Source organism: Nodularia harveyana UHCC-0300 (assembly GCF_034931085.1).
Taxonomy (GTDB): Bacteria; Cyanobacteriota; Cyanobacteriia; order Cyanobacteriales; family Nostocaceae; genus Nodularia; species Nodularia harveyana.
Window position 1 is genome coordinate 1 of the sequence record NZ_JAYGHG010000050.1, and the last position, 23,337, is coordinate 23,337.

The 23,337-nt window shown below is 40.0% G+C and carries 22 protein-coding genes and 1 tRNA gene; 5 read left to right on the plus strand and 18 right to left on the minus strand.

Features of this window, described 5'->3' with window-relative positions; genetic code table 11:
- Positions 1–363 precede the first annotated feature (363 nt).
- From VB620_RS20030 to dndC, 11 genes are all read right to left on the minus strand, one after another.
- Positions 364–1,125 (minus strand): HEAT repeat domain-containing protein, encoded by a 762-nt coding sequence (locus VB620_RS20030; protein WP_323197913.1) that lies wholly within the window; start codon positions 1,123–1,125, stop codon positions 364–366.
- 108 nt (positions 1,126–1,233) lie between these two features.
- Positions 1,234–1,644, minus strand: a complete 411-nt coding sequence (locus VB620_RS20035) for a GNAT family N-acetyltransferase (protein WP_407674276.1) — start codon at positions 1,642–1,644, stop codon at positions 1,234–1,236.
- A gap of 90 nt (positions 1,645–1,734) precedes the next feature.
- Complete coding sequence (locus tag VB620_RS20040) at positions 1,735–1,938, minus strand: hypothetical protein (RefSeq protein WP_323197915.1); 204 nt, start codon at positions 1,936–1,938, stop codon at positions 1,735–1,737.
- A 74-nt stretch (positions 1,939–2,012) separates the two neighbouring features.
- Entirely contained in the window at positions 2,013–2,489 is a 477-nt protein-coding gene (locus tag VB620_RS20045; protein WP_323197916.1) for an ABC transporter permease, read from the minus strand.
- Positions 2,474–3,766 carry an AmpG family muropeptide MFS transporter gene (locus tag VB620_RS20050; RefSeq protein WP_323197917.1) on the minus strand — a complete coding sequence of 431 codons (1,293 nt, stop codon included), beginning with the start codon at positions 3,764–3,766 and terminating at the stop codon, positions 2,474–2,476. The genes VB620_RS20045 and VB620_RS20050 overlap by 16 nt, the downstream gene beginning before the upstream one ends.
- A 313-nt stretch (positions 3,767–4,079) precedes the next feature.
- Positions 4,080–5,537, minus strand: a complete 1,458-nt coding sequence (locus VB620_RS20055) for a DNA phosphorothioation-associated putative methyltransferase (protein WP_323197918.1) — start codon at positions 5,535–5,537, stop codon at positions 4,080–4,082.
- 41 nt (positions 5,538–5,578) lie between these two features.
- On the minus strand, positions 5,579–5,965 hold the full coding sequence (dndE, locus tag VB620_RS20060; protein ID WP_323197919.1) for a DNA sulfur modification protein DndE: 387 nt from the start codon (positions 5,963–5,965) through the stop codon (positions 5,579–5,581).
- A gap of 31 nt (positions 5,966–5,996) precedes the next feature.
- The gene (locus VB620_RS20065; protein WP_323197920.1) at positions 5,997–6,344 is read right to left on the minus strand and encodes a type II toxin-antitoxin system PemK/MazF family toxin; all 348 of its coding nucleotides are present in this window, start codon (positions 6,342–6,344) and stop codon (positions 5,997–5,999) included.
- Entirely contained in the window at positions 6,341–6,592 is a 252-nt protein-coding gene (locus VB620_RS20070) for a hypothetical protein (RefSeq protein ID WP_323197921.1), read from the minus strand. The genes VB620_RS20065 and VB620_RS20070 overlap by 4 nt, the downstream gene beginning before the upstream one ends.
- Positions 6,593–6,649: 57 nt before the next feature.
- Entirely contained in the window at positions 6,650–8,635 is a 1,986-nt protein-coding gene (dndD, locus tag VB620_RS20075) for a DNA sulfur modification protein DndD (protein WP_323197922.1), read from the minus strand.
- Between the two features lie 91 nt (positions 8,636–8,726).
- The gene (dndC, locus tag VB620_RS20080) at positions 8,727–10,328 is read right to left on the minus strand and encodes a DNA phosphorothioation system sulfurtransferase DndC (RefSeq protein WP_323197923.1); all 1,602 of its coding nucleotides are present in this window, start codon (positions 10,326–10,328) and stop codon (positions 8,727–8,729) included.
- 185 nt (positions 10,329–10,513) lie between these two features.
- Between dndC and VB620_RS20085 the strand changes: the two genes are divergently transcribed.
- Positions 10,514–12,112 (plus strand): DGQHR domain-containing protein, encoded by a 1,599-nt coding sequence (locus tag VB620_RS20085; protein WP_323197924.1) that lies wholly within the window; start codon positions 10,514–10,516, stop codon positions 12,110–12,112.
- On the opposite strand, the gene VB620_RS20090 is transcribed toward VB620_RS20085, so the two are convergent.
- The gene (locus VB620_RS20090; RefSeq protein WP_323197925.1) at positions 12,113–13,054 is read right to left on the minus strand and encodes an HNH endonuclease; all 942 of its coding nucleotides are present in this window, start codon (positions 13,052–13,054) and stop codon (positions 12,113–12,115) included.
- 25 nt (positions 13,055–13,079) lie between these two features.
- Positions 13,080–13,550 carry a DNA phosphorothioation-associated protein 4 gene (locus tag VB620_RS20095; RefSeq protein WP_323197926.1) on the minus strand — a complete coding sequence of 157 codons (471 nt, stop codon included), beginning with the start codon at positions 13,548–13,550 and terminating at the stop codon, positions 13,080–13,082.
- 412 nt (positions 13,551–13,962) lie between these two features.
- Between VB620_RS20095 and VB620_RS20100 the strand changes: the two genes are divergently transcribed.
- Positions 13,963–15,918 carry an alpha-amylase family glycosyl hydrolase gene (locus VB620_RS20100; protein ID WP_323197927.1) on the plus strand — a complete coding sequence of 652 codons (1,956 nt, stop codon included), beginning with the start codon at positions 13,963–13,965 and terminating at the stop codon, positions 15,916–15,918.
- A 238-nt stretch (positions 15,919–16,156) separates the two neighbouring features.
- On the opposite strand, the gene VB620_RS20105 is transcribed toward VB620_RS20100, so the two are convergent.
- From VB620_RS20105 to argF, 5 genes are all read right to left on the minus strand, one after another.
- A complete protein-coding gene (locus tag VB620_RS20105; RefSeq protein WP_323197928.1) occupies positions 16,157–18,226 on the minus strand; it encodes an AAA family ATPase in 2,070 nt (689 codons plus the stop codon).
- Positions 18,223–18,396 carry a hypothetical protein gene (locus VB620_RS20110; RefSeq protein WP_323197929.1) on the minus strand — a complete coding sequence of 58 codons (174 nt, stop codon included), beginning with the start codon at positions 18,394–18,396 and terminating at the stop codon, positions 18,223–18,225. The genes VB620_RS20105 and VB620_RS20110 overlap by 4 nt, the downstream gene beginning before the upstream one ends.
- Positions 18,397–18,704: 308 nt before the next feature.
- Positions 18,705–20,180 carry a DNA phosphorothioation system restriction enzyme gene (locus VB620_RS20115; protein WP_323197930.1) on the minus strand — a complete coding sequence of 492 codons (1,476 nt, stop codon included), beginning with the start codon at positions 20,178–20,180 and terminating at the stop codon, positions 18,705–18,707.
- A gap of 68 nt (positions 20,181–20,248) precedes the next feature.
- Positions 20,249–20,851 (minus strand): transcriptional repressor LexA, encoded by a 603-nt coding sequence (gene lexA / locus VB620_RS20120; RefSeq protein ID WP_323197931.1) that lies wholly within the window; start codon positions 20,849–20,851, stop codon positions 20,249–20,251.
- A 130-nt stretch (positions 20,852–20,981) separates the two neighbouring features.
- Positions 20,982–21,902, minus strand: a complete 921-nt coding sequence (gene argF, locus VB620_RS20125; protein ID WP_323197932.1) for an ornithine carbamoyltransferase — start codon at positions 21,900–21,902, stop codon at positions 20,982–20,984.
- A gap of 302 nt (positions 21,903–22,204) precedes the next feature.
- On the opposite strand from argF, the gene VB620_RS20130 reads away from it, so the two are divergent.
- The 3 genes from VB620_RS20130 to darG all read left to right on the plus strand — a co-directional run bounded on the left by VB620_RS20130 (position 22,205) and on the right by darG (position 23,202).
- Positions 22,205–22,276, plus strand: a tRNA-Thr gene (locus VB620_RS20130).
- 4 nt (positions 22,277–22,280) lie between these two features.
- Positions 22,281–22,601: a DarT ssDNA thymidine ADP-ribosyltransferase family protein gene (locus VB620_RS20135; protein WP_323197934.1), complete on the plus strand. Its 321-nt coding sequence runs from the start codon at positions 22,281–22,283 to the stop codon at positions 22,599–22,601.
- 64 nt (positions 22,602–22,665) lie between these two features.
- A complete protein-coding gene (gene darG, locus VB620_RS20140; protein ID WP_323197933.1) occupies positions 22,666–23,202 on the plus strand; it encodes a type II toxin-antitoxin system antitoxin DNA ADP-ribosyl glycohydrolase DarG in 537 nt (178 codons plus the stop codon).
- Positions 23,203–23,337 lie beyond the last annotated feature (135 nt).

Sequence of the window (23,337 nt, forward strand, 5' to 3'; positions counted from 1 at the left end):
TAATACAACCATGTTAAATATTTTTTAAATGCTTGCATAGCTTATATTATAGGCATTGACATCACTAAATTATAGTTATTAAAAGTTACTAAATTTCCATAGTCACCATAAAAATACCGGAAGAACCAAAATTCCCAACTCTAAGCGATCGCCATTTAAGTTGCATAATAAACAAGTCTCATGTCATTTCAAGATCCCAACTAGATATTTTTCAGATAAAAAATATCAGCAGTAAAACTAATTAATACCAGTTCTTGATGAGGATGCCTTGAATTATAGGAGAAACTAACCACAAAGGACGCAAAGTACACAAAGCAAGAAGGAAGGAAATTCAGAATTACGCATCCAGCATCTGGTATTTTTTTATAAAAACCATCCTTCTTGTTCTAGGGTTTCAATTAACTGTAAACCACGAGGATCACCTACGCCTAAGAGTGAGGCTTTAGCGTCTTCGCGGACTCCTAAATCTTGGTCTTCTGCAAAGGCTTGAATTAGAGCATCGACGGCTGTGGCGTAAACTATGTTAGATGGCAATTCCCGGCACAATTGCCCAATTGTCCAGGCGCTGTTACTGCGGACTGCTGCTACTGAATCTTGGACTAAGGCTTCAATTAGGGCGGGTATGGCTCCCACAACAGCTTCATAACTTACGTCTATCATCTGCGCTAAGGCACTAGCAGACCATAAACGGACTGCGGAGATGTCAGTTCTGAGGGCATCGGTTAGGGGGGCAAGAGAACGGCGATCGCGGCAGTTTCCTAAAGCCCAAACTACACCTTTACGCACGTAGCCATTCCAGTCTTGTTCCAACTGAGTAATTAAGGGTTCCACTGCTTCGGGGCTGGGATTGCGTCCAATACCATAGGCTGCACTGACTCGCACGAGGGGACAGGTATCAGTTAACAGGCGAATTAAATGGGGTGTAGCCCGTGTATCTTCAATGTCACAAAAAGCACGAGCGGCTAGCATCCGTTTCTGGGGTTGATGATCTGACAATAAAGTCAGCATCGCTTCTGGATCGGGCTTTGGTAGTTCAGATGCAGGACTGAGAGGTTCTATATTGTCCAGGGGACTTTCTAGTTCCACCTCGACATCAAGTAAGTTTAGGTCTTCTTTGTCATACATATTTCGTATAAATGCGCGAGTAGGTTTTTAAATAACCTAATTGATACGTAAAAAAGGAAACCCTGAAGTGATGTTTATATCAGGGCAGCAAATGGTTGATATATAAGCTTATTTATAGCTATTAAGTGATTTTAGCATCCAGAGGGATTGGGTTTGATAACCTAAGTGATTGTAAAGATGTAAGGCGGCTGGGTTGGATGGGAAAACTTGCAGACCAATTTGGCGATCGCCTCTGTGAATTGCCCAATTTTCCACATACTTCATCAAAGCTGTACCTACTCCTCGCCGCCGATGTGCTGGGACGACATAGAGTAGAAAAATGTGAGCATGGCGATCGCCCTGGATTTGATCTATGGCATTTCCTACCCAGACACAAGCAACGGGAACTTGGGGGGAATCACCTTCATCCCCAGACTCTACCCACCATAATGGTGTATCTGGGGATAAATATTGCTCGACTGTGGTAGCTAAGTGATGAAAATCCTGCTGGGGAAATAGTTCCTGGTAAGTTTGCTGCATAAACTTGACTAGCAGCGATCGCTCCAGCGTGGAACCACGACGAATATAGTAACCGGGTAGCAGTTGCTCAGACAAACTCCGTTTCCATTCCTATTTTTCCAGAGTTAGCCAGGAGAAAGAAACCAAAGTTCCTAAATCCCCAGTTTCCCATTGTCCTATTTCGCCATTTTCTTCAATGGGTGCAGGTGCTGCCATATCAGAGGGTAAAAAAATCCGGGCGCTGACTGCTACTAGGGCTAATGAGAATACTAATATTGCCAGAAATGGGGCAATGTATTGACGAATTATAGACATGGGCTGTTTATTTGAGAGTTTAGCTGAAGATTTATTAACTTTCCTTGACTTATTCTACCGACTTTTAAGCATGGTTAACGTTGATCCCGTTCCAAATCATCAATGACTCGCTCGCAATACCAACTTTCTGACATATCTGGATAGTTCACCTTAGCCTGTTCAATTAAGCGCTCGGCGGCAGCAACATCACCTCCTAACTTGGTAATTAGTTGGTTTTTAAGCTGGTCATCAGGTATTGCAGGTGCAGGTGCAGGTGTTGGCGGTGTAGGTGTAGGTGTAGGTATTGCAGGTGCAGGTGTTGGCGGGGTAAGTTGTGTCCGGGCTTGCTGTTGTCTTGACTGTGGGACTATCTGCGGTTGTTCTCTTTTTAGCTGCCAAAATAAAACATAACAAAGTGTGCAAAAAATCAAAAATAGGCTGAATGTTCCCAAGATAGTGAGTAGGTTAAAGGCGAGAAATCCTAAAACTAACTGCGAGAGAACATAGCCGAATAACAAGCCGGTGATTAAGAGAATAAATGTGCCGACAATAATAACTACTTGGTTCCCCATAAATCCTCTTCTTCTTCCTCTAGTCCTGGTCTGGGTATTGCCACTGGTTTCGGGTTCCAAGGGGCAAAAAATGGTAACAGAAGTAGTCCTGGGATAGCAGCGACCATACTAATAATGAAAAATAAAGGCCAACCTGTGATTTTTACTACACTGCCAGCTGGCGCAACTAGAATATCACGACTAACAGCCATAAAACTGGATAATAAAGCATATTGGGTAGCCGAAAAGCGCTGGTTGCACATATTCATCAGAAAAGCTACAAAGGCTGCTGTTCCTAAGCCACCACAAAAGTTTTCGATGTTGATTGTTAATACTAGAGCTTTGTAATTTTGACCTACGTTAGCGAGAACATAATAAGCTAAATTACTCACGGCCTGCAAAGCCCCAAATAACCAAAGTGAGCGATTAATCCCAATTTTACTCAAAATTACGCCACCTGATAGAGTGCCAACAATGGTAGCGATTAGCCCCATACCACCTTGAATTGCGCCGATGTCAGTTTGGGTGAATCCAGTTTGCAACAAAAAGGTTGTAGACATATTGTTGACAAAGGAATCGCCCAGTTTATACAGGACAATAAATACGAGGATTAATATGGCTTGGACTACACCCTGGCGCTGGAAAAATTCCCCAAAGGGTAAAATTACAGCAGCAGCTAAGGATTCGGGTGGGGTGGTTTCCTTGGGTTCCGGTGCAAATAAGGTGGCAATAATTCCGATCACCATACCTAAAGCCATGAATAGGTAAACTGATGGCCAAGGTACAATATCGGCGAGGATCAATGCTAAAGATCCTGTGAATAAAAGTGCTATCCGATAACCTAAGACGAAAACGGCTGCACCCGCCCCCAATTCTAGTTCTTCGAGAACATCGGTGCGGTAAGCATCGGCTGCAATGTCTTGACTGGCGCTTAAAAAGGCGATCGCCACGGCATTCACCGCTAATAATTGTAGTGCTTGTTTGGGTTGCTGAAAAGCCATGAGGGCGATCGCAATTAATAACCCAATTTGCAGTGTAATTAACCAGCCTCGCCGCCTACCTAAAATTGGTACTGTAAATCTATCTATTAATGGCGACCAGATAAATTTTAAGGAGTAGGGTAGACCCACAAGGCTAATTAACCCAATGGCGGTTAAATCTACTTCTTCCACCGTCATCCAAGCTTGCAGGGTTTTACTGGTTAAGAATAATGGTAAACCGGAGGAAAACCCGATTAATGTCAAAGTCGCCATTTTGCGACTACCGAAAACTTGCAGCAGTGATTTAACTGGTTTCATGTTATCCAGCTTTTTCCATAATTTTTTAGATTGCAGTCATATTGCCATAACTGTTGTCATATTCTACGCATAGATAAAAAGTTGCTCAGGTTTTATAGCAACCGCTAAGGTGGTTAGGACACAAACGGATCATAAAACCATTGTAATTAAAGAGTTTCAAGGCTTCCCCCTGCTCCCGGACACTGAGCGGCTTGTACTGAGCGAAGTCGAAGTAAGCCGAAGTGCTGCTCCCCTGCTCCCTGCTATATAGGCGGGGGTGGGGATTGAACGAACCACAGAGGACACAGAGTACACGGAGGTATGAGTAGGGAAGTTAATTTTTTTTAAGTTGGTGAATTTGATGACCGATGATTTTTACGCCGTTTGCAGCGAGGCATTTTTCCCAACCTGCACGAGTGCCAATTTCACTTTTCTGCTTTAGTAGTCCTAGTTGTTGTTCTTGTTGGGTGAGTTGAGCAAATTCCTCATAGCGGGGGTAGTTGGCAGTGATAAAGTTTTCTTTGCGATGCAGAATTGGTGGATTAGCCCTCTCTGCATAATCACGATGAGTTATGTATAAAGTTTTTAAGTCAATGGTGATGCTGGCTTTTAAGGCGGGATGGGGATCACTGTCAAAATCTGGGTAGAATAAATAGGATATTTGCGGTTTGTCGATATTGTATTTGATTAATGTGGCTCCATCTACACGGCCAATGGTGCGGCTAGCACAGCTTTCATAAATTCGTAATAAGGGGTCAAGGGCTGGGAGTGCGGAAACATGAACGTAAAGTGCGCCCCGTGTATGTTTACCAATTTTGCTTTTTTCACAAGCAGTTTGTACTACTTTGGGATTACCTAAACTGAACAGCTTTTGGTCAGCTACTTGACAGGCTTCTGCATAGCTACCAAAAAAGGCTTTGATGTCGTGACGCATTTCTGGGGCTAGTTTTTGCCATGTGGGACGTTGATCAAAGTGGCTGAGAGCGAGATATACTTGGATATCTAGGGAACGACGATAGGCGATCGCATCCCATTCTGCCTCATCGGTAGCTTGTAAAATTACGTTAAAAGCCCGGCGGAAGTTACCAAATTCACTCAGCAATTCTGTTTGATTTACTAATTCACCTTTCACAGGTAATCTGCCCCGTTTGGTAAAAAAGTCCATCAGTGGTTGTAATTGCTCTTGGTAGTCCTCAAACCGCTTGCTGGGGACACGCACCCTCGGTGTAGCAGTGCTAGAAAAGAAGCGGATGGCTTTAAAGTTTTCCTTTGCGGTGTCATCCCGAAAGACAAAATACACACCCAAAGCTACCGGGACTGCATCGACATTCAGAACTTCATTAATATAAGTCTTCAGTTCTTGTTGTTCGTAATATTTTTGAAAGGTATTACGACGAGTCACAATACCATCGCTGTAAGCCAGTTGAGCTTTACTAGGGGCATTAATTAATACTTGCGCCGCCACAATTAACACTTGTTGAGTCAATTCCCAAGCGTCGATGAGACTTTGGCGGCGTTCCTCTTGGTCTTCAATGACGTTGAGGACATAACCCAAATTGACTATATCGGCGGGGGTAATGGTTTCATTCGGGAAATAATAAGGGTCCCAGCCAGCACTGGTATAGCCTAAATTCCCGACTCGCTGTACATCACCACCGTAGCCACAACCATAATCAAAGAAGGAGGTTTCTGTATTGAGAATTGCCCATTCTATTGCTAAACGCACGGGGCGAGAGATATCATTACGAGCGATCGCAGCTCGATGACGCTCGATTTCTAAAGATTCAGCCATATCAGTTAACAGTCAACAGTTAACAGTTAACTAATATCCTTTCAATCTTTTAGCGCTAGTTGGATTAAATCTTCAATTTTCTTGATATTTGGATCACCAGCTAAGTAACCAATCCCTCGATGTAAATGCAGGCGAAATTGGGTAATGAGGCTGTCTTTATCAATGGGATAGCCGTCGTTGTGACAGCGTTGTGTGAGGGCGAGGAGGAGGATATCGGATATTTCGCCGCCAAATACGCGCCAAGTCATTTCCACGTTGCTATCTTGGGGAATTGGTACGGGTGAGGGTGCAGTTGCTTCAGCGAGGGAACGACAAAAAGCCCAACGACATAAAATGTTCCACTGGTCAATTTTTGTAGTACGTCTGAGTTTTAATAGTTGGTCTTTGGCTGTTTGAGAGAGTTTAATTCTTTCGATAGGGGATTCCATAATAATTCCATAATATTAATTTTTACTTGAGTCATAAACCCAAACAGTAGCGAACCGCCGCTTCAACTTCAAGCATCTTTGAATCAGAAATTTTGCCAGTTGATTCAGTCGGAAAGCGATTTTGATCTAAAGACCGAATTTGAAAACATAAAAATACAGTTTCTATCAGCAGTCCACTGTCACTGGGAGATACTCTAATATTAGTGGGATAATCGCGCTTAATATTTGTGCCTTTCGTCCCTACAACTACAGTTACAACCAAGGGTAATTGGTTAATAGCGTCTACAGATAAAACTAATACAGGTCTTGTCCCTGACTGTTCTCGACCTATGACCGGATTAAGATTAACAAAATAAATTTGCCCTCTTTCGATATTCACGGCTGTGATAAACCATCCATTTCGGTAACAATAAATTCCTGATTAATATTGGATACTTCTGTTTGTATATCTGGATCAATAGCCATTGCAGCTAGTTGTTCCTGCATATATTTCATATTGATAAATATATCTGATGTTTGCTGCTTTTCTTTCATTTGTTTTTGGATACGTTCTAAAAGCCATTCTAGTTCTTCTAATGAAAAACCACTTAAATCACGTTCTATTTCTCGTAAATTTGATGACATCATATTTAACTAGCTATTTTGACCTGTGAGTGAGATATCTATTATTTTAAACAACATCTACTACCAAAAATATTTATTTTCTATGATTGTAGTTTGGCGGGTGGAGGAGTCGTATTGCAGGAGATATTCGCGGGCGATCGCCTGATTATTTCTTAGTGTTTCTACTTCTTGCTTACCGATTTCAGTATCAGTAGACAACAGTATTACTTGATGGCTAGCAGATGGAAAGTATCGTTCTACAAGGTTTCCCCGGTGGGATGAATCTAATCTCCCCAGAGGCGTATCTATGGCTACAGGTAAGCGGTGTCCAGATACTCGCGCTAGTCCCCAGAGAAAGGCGATCGCCAAAAGTTGCTTTTCCCCGGCGGAAAGTCGATGTTTCGGTACTGCTTTACCATTAAAGTCATACAGAGATAGGCTAAAGCTATCGGTATGAATAGCCACACGATGGACTAAATCAGATTTGTGCAGTAGGTAGCGGAAACATTCTGTAACTTCCACTTCTAGTTTATTCAGTTTACGGAGAGTCAATTTCTCCCGAAAAAGTTTGAGTGTATCTTGAACCTTAGCCGTTGCTGTAATAATATGCTCGTTATATTTGCGGTCAATATTAGTTTCTGTATATTTTTCTAAGGTTTTTTTCGTAGTATTAATTTGAGTTTCTAATTCATTTAAATCCCGTTTAGCTATTTCACAAACTGCTTGCGCTTCTACAACTTCTTGTTGTGCGGTTTGTAATTCATCTACCAGCCTTTGATAATCTTCTGGAGATGCTGCTGTTTGAATTTGTCTTTCTAGGGTAATAACTTCTTCTTCTTTAGTTTGGTATAGTTCTAACTGATTTTGAGTAGTATTTTTTGTATGGGGTAAATAATGATGAATAATATTATCTAAATGATGCAGTGTTTCCGTGTCAGACGATAACCAAACTTCTCCCAAGGTATCCTGCTTGAGTATATTATTTTCTTCTTCAATAAATTTTTGCATTTTCTCAACTTGTTGATCAGCAATGCCTAATTTATTAATTAATTCAATTAAACGTTGATCTCGTTGTAATAATAAATTATATGCTACCTTGGCTTGTTGAGTCCGAAATTCTTTTTCTCCCTGGATATAAGCTTGATTTAGCAAAGGTTCAATTAAAGCTAAAGGTAAAATATCAGCAGCTAAACCCCGCATAGATTGACGGGTATTCTCTGACTCCCCAATTATTTGATTTTTTTGTTTTTCTAAATAACTGCGATCGCCTGCAATTTTACCACCCTCAGAGATAAACTTATCCACAGCTTCCTGCTGCTTTTTTTCCGCTAACAATAAATTATCAGTGAGTTCCTTAAATTTAACCTCAACTTCCTGATATTCCTCTTGTTGTAGCTTTAATTCTCGTTCAATTTCCTCCAAATTAGCTAAATCCTGAGTATCAGCAATTTCTTTACGTTTGCGGTTGATGATAATTTCTAAATCACCGCCTAACCTTTCAGCTAATTCTAAACCCAAAAGTCCGCGAATTGCATCAACTACAATCGATGGCGGTGTTTCTTGTTCTGCGAGTTCCTTAACTTGTTCACCATCAAATAAAAACAAATTAGAAATCCCTAAAGGTAGGAGATTTTCTATATATTCATCCCAAATATTAACTAAAGCCGTATCCAGCCATTCTTGAGCATCTAAAATTCCTAATTGGTCTTTACCATCTTTAGGGTTTTTTGTCCAACGACGGACAACTCTATACTTTACTGGTTGGTCATTTTCAATATGTTCAAAAACCAACTCAATCCGAGTATCTTCCGTTGGTGAACTGTGACTATTAACGCATTGGTTGAGAAAGTCATTATAACTCAAGTTACCACGGGTAGAACATTGGGCGCGATGACCATATAATGCTAGGCGAATTGCATCCATCAGGGTAGTTTTTCCGCCCCCATTCATCCCACCTAAGAGGATAATCGGATAGGCATTTTCCTCATCAATTTTCGGGTCAAGATTGATCACCTGACGACCACAATAAGGGCCAAAGTTTTGTAATACGAGTTCGAGAAATATCATTTATCTTTGAATTTTTAACGGGACAATACCGGGCGAATAAGACCGGGCGAATGAATTTACCCGGAATTTTATAATCAATATTCATTTCTCCTTAACTCTTTTTAAATTTCATGCTTCCCCAACTTGGCGGTTTATCCCTTGCGTCGTCGCTTTCATCCACCGCATCGCCCAAAGTCAACTGCTTAACTTTCTTCACATCACCTTGGTCAACGGCTGTTTTTAAATCCCGTTTCAAATGAGCATTTTTAATCGCTTCCTCTGGAGAATGGGAACTAGTGACAAAACATTTTTCTAAACTGTCATATATTCCCACCCGACGACCTTTTTTCCTGTACTGGCGTTCCGTATCTAACAGCTTAGACATCAATTCTAAGTGCATAGCATCATCGCCACAAATTTCCTCTAGCACTTCCCATTCATCGCTACCCAATAGGCTATAGCCAGCACCAGGACGGGGATCTTTGAATACTTCACCAGTCACTTCTTGATAAATGCGGGGTAAACTATCATCAAATTCGTGCTTTTCTTCTAACCAAATACGACGAATTTCGCTAAGTTCCTCTGGACTTATTAGCGTAATGTCGCGCATATTTTCTGGTGCTGTACGCCTGATTTTAGTTTGTGCTTCTAGTAACTTTCTTAACAAATGTTCTCGCCAAGATTTAACGTAGGGTCCTGGTATTGGTTCAATAGAAACTTCCCCCTCCAAGTTGCGCTCAAATAGTTGAACTTCTCCCCAAATGCGGCGGAAGTCTCGCTTACTTCGGTCTTGGTCAATATTTAATTCTTCTAAACGAATATCAATCAGAGGTTGCAACCATTCTTTCTCTTCATCATTTTGGATCATGGCTTGCATAGACTTATCACTATTAACTAATGTGCAGACCCAGCATCCAAAACGAGAGCTACCACAACTAGGAGTAGAAGTATCAACTACTAAAGGACATTCATTATCTGCTGTTGCACCTCGATACATAGCAAATAAGTCTTTGTTGCTGTATTCCCAAGGATTTGACCATTGCATCAAATACAGCCAAACTTCATCAGTACGCCAATCTTCAATGGGAGTATAAAGCAGTGAGTTAACAAGGCTGGGATGAGGACTAAGGCGCTCTCGGACTCTACCAATTTCACGCTTGGCCATAATAGCCGCACGATTCGTACTTTCAGTTTTGCGAGTTCCTAAGACTACAATTGTTTCACCGCTAGCCCGAACAACATCACGAATGAAATGGTTAGAAGGGTCAATTTTCAATCTTCCGGTACACCAACGGAATTTGTGACGTGGTGCTGGGTAGCCTTTACCCATCAAACCTACCCAGTAACTCTGTTTAGTCTCTGGTTTCAATAAATGCGGTTTTATGGGCATTTTTTGCTCTTGAGCCGCTACTTTCATTTGTTCTAATGAGTTACGTACCCAAGTAGCAACATAAGGATTCTCGACACCTGTATCAGTTGTAATTACATGAATTGGTTTAATCCGTTTTTCTGGTGGAAGTTCCTGTATTGCGTTCCAGATAAGCTGTAAGGTCGCTGTGCTGTCCTTACCCCCCGAATACCCCACAACCCAAGGTATCTCGTCTAAACAATATAATTCTTGTATTTCAGTGGTGAGAACTTGGATATAGTCCACTAACTCTGCTACAGTACGTGTTTGCGGAACTTTATTTTCTGGTTGTTGTGCTGTAGTCATAATGTCTCTATCTTTAACAATATGGGCGTGATTTAATTATTTCTACTATCCCAGTGAATAAAACTAACTGGTATACAGGCAAAATTTACCTATGTGAGTGCAATTTTTTTTAAAAACTTTACTACTTTTACTCAATTTTTAGACAATTTGACTATCCTAACACTATTTAGTTTTTAAAAATTAACATGAAGAAGAATGTATCAGATAAAACTGCTGACATCGCTCAAGAGTATCTGGAACGAGAAAACAAAGATAAACAGGTACTTGCCTTACTGCTAGAGAAGTTCCTGGGGAAGAAAGACCAAATTTTAGTCCAAAAAACCGAGATGGGTGGTACTGAGGCTTTTGTTGGTTCTGTTACCCTGGAATGGTTGGCTGGTCGTGTTCACTTCGCCTCTGGTTTGCCCTTACTTGAAAAAAAGTACAATCCAGAAACTGGTAACATCGAAATTGATGCAGATAGCATTGATGAAATTCAGCAACGTCCCATTGACTGGACACGCCAAGCACCCCTAGTACAGTATTTAGCAGCGCGGAAAAGTCACAAATTCCCACCTGTACTGGTAGTAATTAATCAACCCTGGGTAGATAACCCCAAAGCGGCTGAATGGGATAGTCAGGGAAAAGCTTTAAAATCTACCACTGATTTCAGCCCTTTAGATAAAGATGGTAAGGTTGGTCTGCTGAATATTTCTGAAGATAATGTGACAATTTATGCTTTGGATGGTCAACACCGACTCATGAGCGTACAAGGGTTGATGGAGTTAATCAAAACTCGCAAATTGCAGCGCTATAAAAAAGATAAAACTGCTGACGATAACTTTATTACCTTAGATGATTTGAGAGATAAGTACCAAGTAGACCTTGATTACTTACAAAGCTTACCCAAAGAAAAAATAGGAATTGAATTTATCTGTGCGGTTGCGGCTGGGGAAACTCGCACCGAAGCCAGAAGAAGGGTGAGATCCATCTTTGTTCATGTTAACTTAATGGCTGCACCCTTAACTAAAGGTCAGTTAGCACAGCTAAATGAGGATGATGGTTTTGCAATTGTGGCGAGAAAAATAGCAGTTACTCATCCCCTTTTGGAACAACAACAAGACCGCAATCCTCGTGTTAATTGGAATAGTGGGACAGTAGCATCTAATTCTACTGTTTTAACCACCCTGCAAGCTCTCCATGATATGTGTGAGCGCTATTTGGGGCAAAAATTCCCTCACTGGAAACCCCTGGAAAAAGGCTTAATTCCCATGCGTCCAGAGGATGAAGAACTTGAGGAAGGAATTTCTGAATTTAGCAATTTATTTGATCATTTAGCCAGCCTTCCCAGTTATAAGCTGCTGGATGAAGAAGACACCCCAGCTTTACGACGCTTTAGTTTTGAAAAAGATGGGGGAGAAGGAAATCTGCTTTTCCGTCCTGTTGCTCAAGTGGCTTTAGCCCAAGCGTTGGGAATCTTGGTTTTTCAAAAAGGTTTTACATTAGCAAACATTTTCAAGAAGTTGCGGAAGTTCGACCAGCAAGGTGGTTTGAGTGGTATGGAGTATCCACAATCTTTATGGTATGGCGTTCTGTATGACCCCAATAAAAAGCGGGTGCAGGTTTCTGGAAGGGAATTAGCAGCCAAGTTACTCATTTATATTCTGGGTGGAGTTCAGGATCAAATGGAACGTGCTGAACTGCGTAAAGCTTTAGCTGATGCGAGAACTATAGAAAATAAAACTATAGGTTTTGATGGTCAATTTGTCGAACCCAAGCAAGTAGGACTTCCACCAGTGCTGTAATTAGGTTTGAAATATATTTTGGCGATGCCATTGAAGTGCTTCTAGTTCTGGAAAGTATTGCTCTGTATTTGGTAGAAGTATTTTTTCACCGTGAAAATCTTTCATCGGTTTAGCATTGGGGGAAACTTCTGCCAATTCTTGGCTAACTAGAATTTTGTATTGCTCATCTATGGTAAACCAACCACGGTCAAATGCCCAATGATGATTTTTACACAGTGCTATTCCGTTATGGATTCTGCTGTCATAGAATTGGGAAAATGGTTTAATATGTGCGCCATCAATAATATTTTGATTTATGGCTTTAGTTACTTTCAGTCCACAAAAAGCACACCTAGAATCATAAACATATACAATAGCTTTTCTGAAAAAAGCGTTTCTAATTGCTGCTCGCTTTAACTGCCATCTTCGCTCATAATCTGCATTATCAGATTTAAGTAATTTTTCTATTTCTACAGTTTGCTCATCAAAAGTATTATTGATTTTCAAAATAACTTCTATATCACTTTCATTCTCGGAAAAGAAGGCTACCACAAGTGCATCAATTAAATATTTTCGGTAAGTTTCATCTTGGAGAAAGTTAAATAATTCAATATCTAAATAAGCATATTCAACAGTTTCTTTGAGTTTTTTAGTCGTTTTTGGACGCAACCCATTAAATTGAGGTGTAAACGCTAAATACCAAAATCCTTCATTTTTTAAATGGTAGAAAGGATAATGTAAACCACCTTTGTGATATGCAGATCCTATAACATTCCAGTAATTTGTGAATGTTACAATTAATTCGTCTGAAACCATGATTTTATTATCATTAATGATACCTCTGGTAATTAAGTCAACTACAGATAAAAGTAATATAGGTTTATATAAAGCATTACCAAACTTCCGGCTAACGCTTACATTTAATTGAGAAAATTTTTGACGATAATATTCTAAAGTTTTCATTTTGAGGTTTCATATAAAAAATAGTTCAACTTAAAAAGCTACTGAGATAAATTTCTTCGTCCGACTGCTTTTGAGCATCTTTTTCAGAAATTAAAACTAATAACAATTGATCTGAATAATTAACTGCTCCTCGTAACTCGTTTTGTAAAATTTCCAGACCTCCATTAGCATACTCTTCAAATATTTGGCTACGTTGGTCTTCATACTCTTCTTCTCTAGAAGAAAGTATTTGTATATCTTTGGTTTCAGTTATTCCTAATAATTTGATAATCAGGTCATGTCCTAGAGAAGCAAAATTTTCTTGTGGAATGGGTGAAGGTTCCCTTTTTGTAAATTCGCCTAGAGTAACACGCTTGTTATTTTTCACACCTAAAGCTGCGGCAAATACCATTACTTCAACATAAGTTTGAAAAGGCCCTGTTGTGTCTTTTGATGCTACTAACTGTTTCACTAACTCAGCCTTATCTTTAGCAACCCTGATTCTGTTTGCAGCCATGATAATGATATCTATATTGTGACTATTTTAACCGAAAATTAGAAGCGATCGCCTCTTTCCATTTCCTTTCCGTGTCCTCCGCGCCTCCGTATTTTTCTCTCACCCTCTACTTGTAAACAAAGCAACCATAGATAAAAAACCACTTCTGTAATTTCCCTAACCTGTACGGGTAATTCAGCTTGCCTTCCCCTCTGCCTCTTCGGTAAAAGTGTATTAGTATTCAGTTTAAACAACAAAACATAGATGCGAGTTTGATTTATGGTGTTGATGATGATGCAATGATGTAAGTCGGAGTCAGGTTGGACACAAGAAAACCACTACTACACTTTCTATTGGGCAAGAAGCTTACTAGTAGCGTGTCCGTAGGCTCACTCTGCCTGTAGGTAGTTCACTGTAATTTAAGATAAATACGATGTACGAACAAATTTCTCACTCGCTGTTAAATTCAATACTGGATGATTTAAAGCCGGAAATTCGTCGGCAAGATTTGCGACATTTTTATACCCGTCTTGGGGCGAACTTTTACGCTATCCATTCGCTATTTTCCACGCTGTACGGACATCGTGATGATTTTCAACTGCAAATGTTACGGCTAGTTGAAACAATGGCGAAAGGCTATATTGATCGCTCTCCAGAGTTAGAGCGGTTGGATATTCAACGTGAACAAGACCACAATTGGTTTTTGTCGCAAAAATGGGTAGGGATGGCGCTTTATTCCAACGGTTTTGCAGAAAATCTTGCAGATTTAGAAAATAAAATTGGCTATTTTCAAGAGCTAGGCATCAATATGGTACACATTATGCCGATTTTGATGTGTCCTAATGGTCAAAGTGATGGGGGGTATGCCATCAGTGATTTTAGACAAATTGACGAGCGCGTTGGTGACTTAGAAGATATTCGCAAAATTGCTAGGGAGTTCAGAAAGCGTGATATTTTGCTGGTTCTGGACATTGTGCTTAACCATACTTCTGATGAACATGAATGGGCGCAAAAAGCGAAGATGGGCGATCGCAGTTTTCAAGATTACTACTATACTTTTGAAAACCGAGATATCCCTGATATGTTTGAGCAAAGTATGCCAGAAGTTTTTCCTGAGACAGACCCCAGCAATTTTACCTGGGATGCTGAGATGGAAAAATGGGTCATGACGGTTTTCCATAATTATCAATGGGATTTAAATTACAGTAATCCCAGAGTTTTTATTGAAATGCTCGACATTATTATGTTTTGGGCAAATCAAGGTGTGGATGTTCTGCGACTCGATGCTGTGGCGTTTTTATGGAAAAAGATCGGTACTTCTTGCCAAAACGAGCGCAACGCACATTTAATTTTGCAGTTAATGAAAGATTGTTGTCAGGTGAGTGCGCCTGGTGTGTTGTTTATAGCTGAGGCGATTGTTGCGCCTGTAGAAGTAATTAAGTATTTCGGAGAGGATGCGATCGCCGCCAAAGAATGTGAGATTGCTTATAATGCTACTTTAATGGCTTTAATATGGGATGGAATCGCCACTAAAAACACTAAGCTACTCTACCAAGGCATAAAAAGTTTACCTAATAAATTAGAACGTGCTACTTGGCTAAACTATGTGCGTTGTCATGATGACATTGGTTTGGGTTTTGACGATAGTGATATTCGTTTAGCCGGTTACGAACCAAGAGCGCATAGAAAATTTTTAGTTGATTACTTAAGCGGTAAGTTTGATGGATCTTCATCTAGGGGAATGGTCTTCATGCCTAATGAAGCTACCGGAGATGCCCGTATTTGTGGTTCACTAGCTTCTTTAGCGGGATTAGAGTCAGCCCTGGAAACTGCTGATGAGGATTTGATTGCCCTGGCAATTAACAGAATTTTATTAATGCACGCAATTATACTATCTTTTGGCGGAATCCCTCTAATTTATAATGGTGATGCGATCGCTGTACTCAATGATTACAGCTATATTAATGACCCAAGCAAAACTGATGACAATCGCTGGGTACACCGCCCTAAAATTAATTGGGAAAAAGCCGACTTACGCAAACAACAAGGCACATTAGAATACACAGTATTCAACGCTACAAAAAAAATGATTGCCATTCGTAAAGAAATCTCTGCATTTGCTGATTTCAATAACCGCGAATTGGTACACCTAGACAATGAACACTTAGTCTGTTTTGTTCGTTTCAATCATCAACGTCCATCAGAAAAAGTGCTAGTCATCGCCAACTTTGATGTAAATCCGCAAGACTTGTATTTAGAGTCACTTAGAACTATGGGCTTCAATATTTATAGTAATTTTGTTGATTTATATAGTGGTATGAAACCAGAGCAATCTGATGGTCGTATTACCTTACAAGGATATCAATTTTATTGGCTCACAGAGACATAAAAAGCTGCAATATCTCCTGGGTTATCGCATCAGTATTGGTTTACCTGACCTTAGTCAAATTGCCTAATGATATCTATATTGTTTGCATTTTAACCGAAAACTAGATGCGATCGCCCATTCCTCTCTCTTCTCTGTGACCTCTGCGCCTCTGTGGTTCGTCAACTCCCAATCATCACCCATCTTAACTCTACCTCTTCTCTTTGCGCCTTTGCGCCTTTGCGTGAAACACTCCCCCTAATTAACCACGAACCACTTCAATAATTTCCGTATACTCAAAACCATTAGGACTTTGCCTAACTAAAGGATATCTTTCCCCTCCTAACTGAATATAATCTTTTTCACAATCTGGTTTAGAAGAATAATAAGTAAGCACATACTCCCTACCAATTCTCTCCGCCATTTCCTCTGCAACTTCACCACGCCATTGGGTTTTAGAAACTAACACAATTAATTGATTAGCTAATTTAGGAATTGTCCCCGCTATATGTCGCCGTGACATTTCATCCAAACTACCAAAAGGGGAATCCATGACAATAGGAAAAGTGCTACTATCAGGAAGCATCATCATTTTACGCCTTTGACTCCATTCCCGCACCTTATCTATAATACTGGCAATAAAAGATAAACTCAGAATTTGGTTTTCTCCCGTAGAAGCTGCAACTGGTGCTTCTATCCCCGCAGTATTTTCTATTAACGTCAATTCATATTTTTCGCTAATTTGGGGAATATATGGTTTAACCGAAAGCTGATTAAATATCTCTTGTACACGCCTTTCTAGTTGCAAACGAAATTGTTTCTCTTGGCGATTTTTGACTTCTGTTAACCGTTGAATTGCATCTTGAGTTGCATCAATGCGGCGTTGTGCTAATATTTGCTTTTCCTCATTCATTTTCTGCTTAGATATTTGTTTACCTAAAGCATCAATTTCTGTTTTTAAATAGATAAGTTCCTTTTCATTTGCACCATGTTCTCGATTTAACTCATCAATGTTATTAGCTATGTCATCTAAACGTTTTTGTAAACTGCTAATCTCTTCATTATCATCTTTTCGCAGTTTTTCTTGAATATTATCTAACTCTCCCTCAACTTGGGATATAGTGTCCTTTAACTGCTTAATTCTGGCTTGTTCTCTGTCAATATCTTCCCAAAAATCCGCAGCTTGTTTATCAATTTCATCTACTTGTACACCCATGCGAATAGCTGTTTCTTCCACTGCGGACGAACCTGCTTTATCTAGCCAGGTTTCGACATTGTGATGATGATGATTACCTCTGCTTAAGTCTGCGCCACAAATACAGCGCTGGGATTTTAATAATTCACTGACAAATTCCCGCGAAATTCCCGAAGTCAATTCGCCGCGCTGTTTTAAATCATCAATAATTTGCCGAAATTGTGAGGTAGTTTCCGAAAGCAATACTGTGTAACCCCTGGTAGAGATTATTTTTTTGAGGGTTTCTTTATTTTTCTTGAATGCTTCCTGACTTTCGACTTTCTGTGATTCTAAATTTTGCCATCTGTCTTGTAATTCTTTGATTTTAACCAGTTCTAATAAACGGTTACTTGTTTCTTTTTTAATGGTTTGTTGATTGACTAATTCTTGTTTAATTTCTGTTTGGCGGGTGGTGAGGCGTTCACTGTCTTGTTCTCGTGTCTCTTGCTGTTTTAGCAGTTGTTTGGTTTCTGCATCACCAATAGCTTTTAATTCGGTTTCTAAACTTTTTTTTGCTTCACCCAAATGTCTGATAGAACGGTTAATTACTTCCACACCCAAGAAAATCTTAGTCGCTTCGGCAATTTCGGCTTTTTTGTCGGAACGTACTATCTCTTCTATGCGTTCACCGTCGAAGAAAAAATATTGATGTAAACTTGCAGGTAAAATCTGATTAATAATATCGTCTGGTTGTTGTGGTGGGAAATACCATTGACCATCGTCTTCACCTACCCACATCCGTAACTCGGTTTTCCCAGCTTCAAAGTCACTTTCATTTTTATAAACCCGACAGGAACGTTTTACTTTGTAGCGTTTACCTTCATGTTCCCAGCCTATTTCGACCCAACATTCCACAGGTTGACCTTTTTGGGTTTCGGCTATTGACCGTTTATTTACTAGCTGTTCTGTCGAGGCGAAAGCAGCACTAAATTTTTCATATAATACCCAGGTAAAGGCATTGAGTAAACTGGTTTTACCAGAACCATTATTGCCATGAATAATTGTGGTGTTGAGAGTATCTCCCACAGCGAGGATAATTTCTGGGGTTGTTCCATAAAAGGAGCGAAAGTTGCACAGCTTGATTGAAGTCAGCTTCATCGCACTTCTTCCTTAACAATATCTAATATCTCTTCGTTAATATGGCTGTTGATTTTTTTATCTAGTCTGCCTTTTTCTAACTTCCAAACTCGCTCAATAATTTGCCGTACTTCTGGCGGCGCACTGCTAATTGGTTCCTGCACATCCTCAATGTTTGACTCTGGGAGCATTTCAGGCTTTTCTGTAGGTGTTTTTACATTTTAACTGCTGCAACTACTACATTGACATATTCAAAGATATTTTCAGTTTGTGCAGTAGAAAGGGTTGATTTTGGAGGTGAGTTCTGGTAATCTAAAGGTAGATTTTTATTATAATGGGATGCAACTAAAATTTTTAAGGCAAATTACATCCCATTATAATTAATTACAATCTTATCTTCCCATATTGTCTGCCGTTTATAACTAAACGTATTACAAAACTTTACATTTAATTTTTTGAAGGGAGTAAACTAGAAGGTGAAATGGAGTTTTGGATTTTATCAAATATCTAATAACCCATAACGCTTCTGTAGGTCTAGTAATTTGATTCTCGCTTGTCCGGCGTTATCGGCTAAGTCTGCAAATTCGACAAAGCGACGTAACTCTTTCTTTAAGAGATTACGTTCTATTTCGATGGTTTCTCTATCTAAATCTGGTGGTAAAACAATCATGTCAAAGATGGTGGCGCGTTGTTTCCCGATGTGAGGGCGCAAAACTCGTCCTCGACGCTGAATGAACTGGCGTGGATTTCCAGAACTTGATAAGATGACGGCGGTTTGAATGGCGGGAATATCAACGCCTTCGTCTAAACACCGAATTGCGACTAAACCTTGTAATTCGCCACTTTCAAATTGATGACGTAAGGTTTCTCGTTCTTTTAAAGGTGTGTGTGCAGTGTAGGTGTTGACTTTATAGCCTAAGTCTACACCGAGAATTTTGGCTACGGCTTTGAGTTGACGCAAGGATGAACGCTGTCCAGCTTCTTGGGAACCATCGCTGCAATAGAATAGTGTGTGGGTGCTTTCTCGGCGAGTTGTCATTAATTCTCGCAAAGCGGTTAGTTTATTTTCTGCTGTGCCGATTAATCTGGCGCGTTGCATTAATAAGGGCTTTAAGTCTTGGTGATCTTCCAAGTTTCCCGGTGGGCGATTTTCTCCTTGTCTATATAGTAGAGAGCGTCCGATTTTTTTGGTTAATTTTAAATAGGCGATACTTTCGGCTGGGGTTAATTCTACTAATATGGGATGATATAAATAATGTACCAAAGCTCCTTGGGCGATCGCATCCCTTAAGGTAAATTCCGGTTGAAGAACTGCGCCAAAGTAATCAAATAACGATTGAGTTCCATCATCATCAAAATATCTTTCTGGTGTCGCTGATAAACCCAGACGCAACCCCACCCGACGGGGTAAATTTTCCTCTAACTTCGGTGCGCCTAAATTATGGGCTTCATCACCAATAATTAAGGTTTTGGGGGGAAAATACTTGAGTTGAGACTGAAACCCATCACTAATTAATGTGAAATTGGTAGTGATAACGGTGATAAAATTTTGGGAACCGGAACGCAGATTATATAGTTGCGTAGACAGTTGACTTTGCCAAGTGCGTAAATTCTCGAAAGCTAAGATGGGCTGTAAGTTAAACTTTTGACATTCTCGCGCCCATTGAGTGACAAGATGACGATAAGGACAGATTACCAACAACAATTGTAAATTTATTTGCTGATATAATTCACAGGCGATCGCTAAAGCTGTAATAGTTTTACCACTACCAGTAGCCATTTTGAGCGTCCCTCTACCATTGTTAGCAAACCAGCTAGTAATAGCCTGTTGCTGATATGGCCGTAATTGCAGAGATACAGGCATAATAGGACATCCTGGTAATGGCTGACGAATTTGATAATTTGCCTTACCTTCCCTAACAGATGGCAATTTTAGTTTAAAAGTAGATTGTTTCTGCACTAAATAATTAGTCATCAGTTATTAGTCATTGAGAAATCACAATCTTTTCCTCTACTCCCTACTCCCCACTCCCTACTCCCCAATTAATAACCGCGCCAAACTCCCACGAGTGAACCCTGAACTTGTACTTGTGTAGCGAGGACTTCGATGGGTTTATACTTAGGATTGGCAGGTTTGAGAGTAATGCGATCGCCTTGGCGATAAAAACGCTTTAAAGTAGTACCGTATCCATCTACTCTAGCAGCTACAATAGTCCCATTTTTTAATTGATCTGGTTCTAACACTGGATGCAGAAACACCAAATCTCCATCAGCAATTAAATCTTCAATCATGCTATCACCAGCTACCCGTAGACCGTAGCTTTCGGGAGGGAGAGAAATATGAGAAAAGTCTAAATGATCTATAGCATCAGTAAAAGGTTCTATTAAACCACCAGCCGCAATTGTGCCTAAAATGGGAATACCTTGCTTAACAGGATGCAGAATCCGAATTGTTCGCGCCTTACCCTCATTCCAATCAATATAACCTTTAGTACGTAAATGCTCTAAACGACTTTGAATAGGTGCTGGTGATTTCAGCTTCATTCCTGTCATCATTTGGCGAATTGAAGGAGAATACTGGTGAGTGCGAATATATTCAACCAACCAATTGTATAATTCTTGTTGAGCTTCTGTGAGACGTTCCATAAATTTGTTGGGAAAAAATACAAATGTATCTAGAACATTAGTACTACAAAAAATCCCAAATAACAAGATGAAAGTAAAAATATGAAAGGCAAAAGCAAGATTATTTTCTTAACTTCTGCCCGATAAATATTTACTCTGCACCTAAAAGACTAGCCAGTAAAGCTTTTTGGGCGTGTAAGCGATTTTCGGCTTGTTGCCAAACTCGTGATTGAGAACCTTCTAAAACTGCTTCGGTAATTTCTTCGCCACGATGGGCTGGTAAGCAGTGTAAAACAATTGCCTCTGGTTCAGCAAGAGTTAATAACTGTTCAGAAATTTGGTAAGGCTGGAAAACTGGTAGGCGATTATCTGCTTCTGTTTCTTGCCCCATACTAGCCCAAACATCAGTGTAAAGTACAGCAGACCCCTTAGCAGCTAATTCTGGGTCATGAGTTAACAGAACTTCGGTTTTATCAGATGCAATCGCCCGTGCTTGTTCTACAATAGCCAAATTAGGTTCATATCCTTCAGGGGTGGCAATTCGGACATTCATTCCTGCTAAAGCGCAGCCCAGCATCAGAGAATTAGCGACATTGTTACCATCACCAACGTAGGTCAAAGTTAAGCCTTCCACCTTCCCAAAGCATTCTTGAATCGTCAATAAATCAGCTAATATCTGACAAGGATGCTCTAAATCTGTAAGGGCATTAATTACAGGAATCTTGGCATAACTGGCAAAAGTTTCCAAATCTTGCTGTGCAAAGGTGCGAATTGCCAAAACATCTAAATATCGATCTAATACCCGTGCGGTATCCTGCAAAGGTTCCCCACGACTAACTTGGGTGACATTGGGATTGAGATCAATTACCTGTCCGCCCAATTGATACATTGCTACTGTAAAACTAACTCTTGTGCGAGTTGAGGCTTTATGGAACAACAAACCCAACACCTTATTGCAATGCAACTGCAACTGTTGTGATTTTAGTTGGGTTGCTAGTTGCAGGAGTTCTTGAAGTTCCTGGGGACTGAAGTCCGCTAGGCTTAATAAATCTCTTCCTATTAACGCTGCCATGCTTCCGGTTTATAAAGAACAATAATCAATGTCTGTTCCTTTACCTAGCTGGATCAAAAAAAGTACAGTGTGAAAGCTGTACTCAAGATTTTGGCATCCAGCCCAGTATTTGAATTGGTTTTTGCTGTGTATATTTAATTTACCAAGTTTACGAGTAATTAAAATTACAATTTTTTCTGGTGGATGGGGCTTGTAGCCGTGAGTTGAGCCGATAAAGTTTTTTTTGCCCTTGGGTATAGACAAATAATTTATTCATGCTATGATTGTAAATCGTTTGGTGCTTTGAAAAAACAGCCAAATCCGCCAGCATAGCACAGTGGTAGTGCATCCGACTTGTAATCGGAAGGTCGTCGGTTCAAATCCGACTGCTGGCTTTAGATAAATAACTTACTAAGCACTCCAAGAAACGGACACGCCGCTATGGTATATACAGCTTTTTTTGACGAAATTGAATATTTGTATGCAGATAACGTGATTGACTCGGAAATTATGCAAGCTAAATTTTGGAATGATACAGCAGAAGACGGGGACAGAAAACGCCGACGACAAGCCGAGTTTTTAGTACATCAATTTTTACCCTGGGGACTCATTGAAGAAATTGGTGTTATTAACACCATAATTCAAACACAAGTTAAAGAAATATTACAAAAAATTAACATTCAGACCCCTGTTAAGGTTTACTCTGAATGGTATTATTAAAAGTTTTGAGATAGACTCAAAATTATACTAAATATATATAGCCAGATATAGCCAGTTAAGGGAGATGATGGAATTTAAGCAAGGCAACCTACTAGAAGAAAAAGCCGAAGCCCTAGTTAACACCGTGAATAATGTCGGTGTCATGGGTAAAGGTATTGCCCTGCAATTTAAACAAGCCTATCCCGAAAACTTCCGTCAATATGAAAAAGCCTGTCGTGCAGGAGAAGTGGAACCAGGAAAGATGTTTACCGTCTCCACCGGTAGCCTATTTAATCCCAGATACATCATTAACTTCCCCACTAAACGCCACTGGAAAAGCAAATCCAAAATAGAAGATATTAAAACTGGATTGGTGGCTTTAGTTGCAGAGATACAAAAATTAGGAATTACCTCAATTGCCATTCCCCCGTTAGGATGTGGCAACGGTGGCTTAAATTGGCTAGAAGTCAAGCCCCTGATAGAATCAGCTTTTGCCCAACTGCCAAATGTGCAAATAATTATATTTGAGCCATCAGGCGCACCAGTAGCCGAAAAAATGCAGGTTGCCACCAAAAAGCCTAATATGACCCGTGGACGTGCCTTACAGCACTTACGTCTGTAATGAGGTATACTAGATTAAAATATAAATATTTTTAAATGAAGTCATACTCTGTCGATCTTAGAGAAAAAATAGTTGCAGCACATCTTGAGAAAAACATCTCAATTAGGAAAGTAGCTAACATATTTTCCGTGTCAA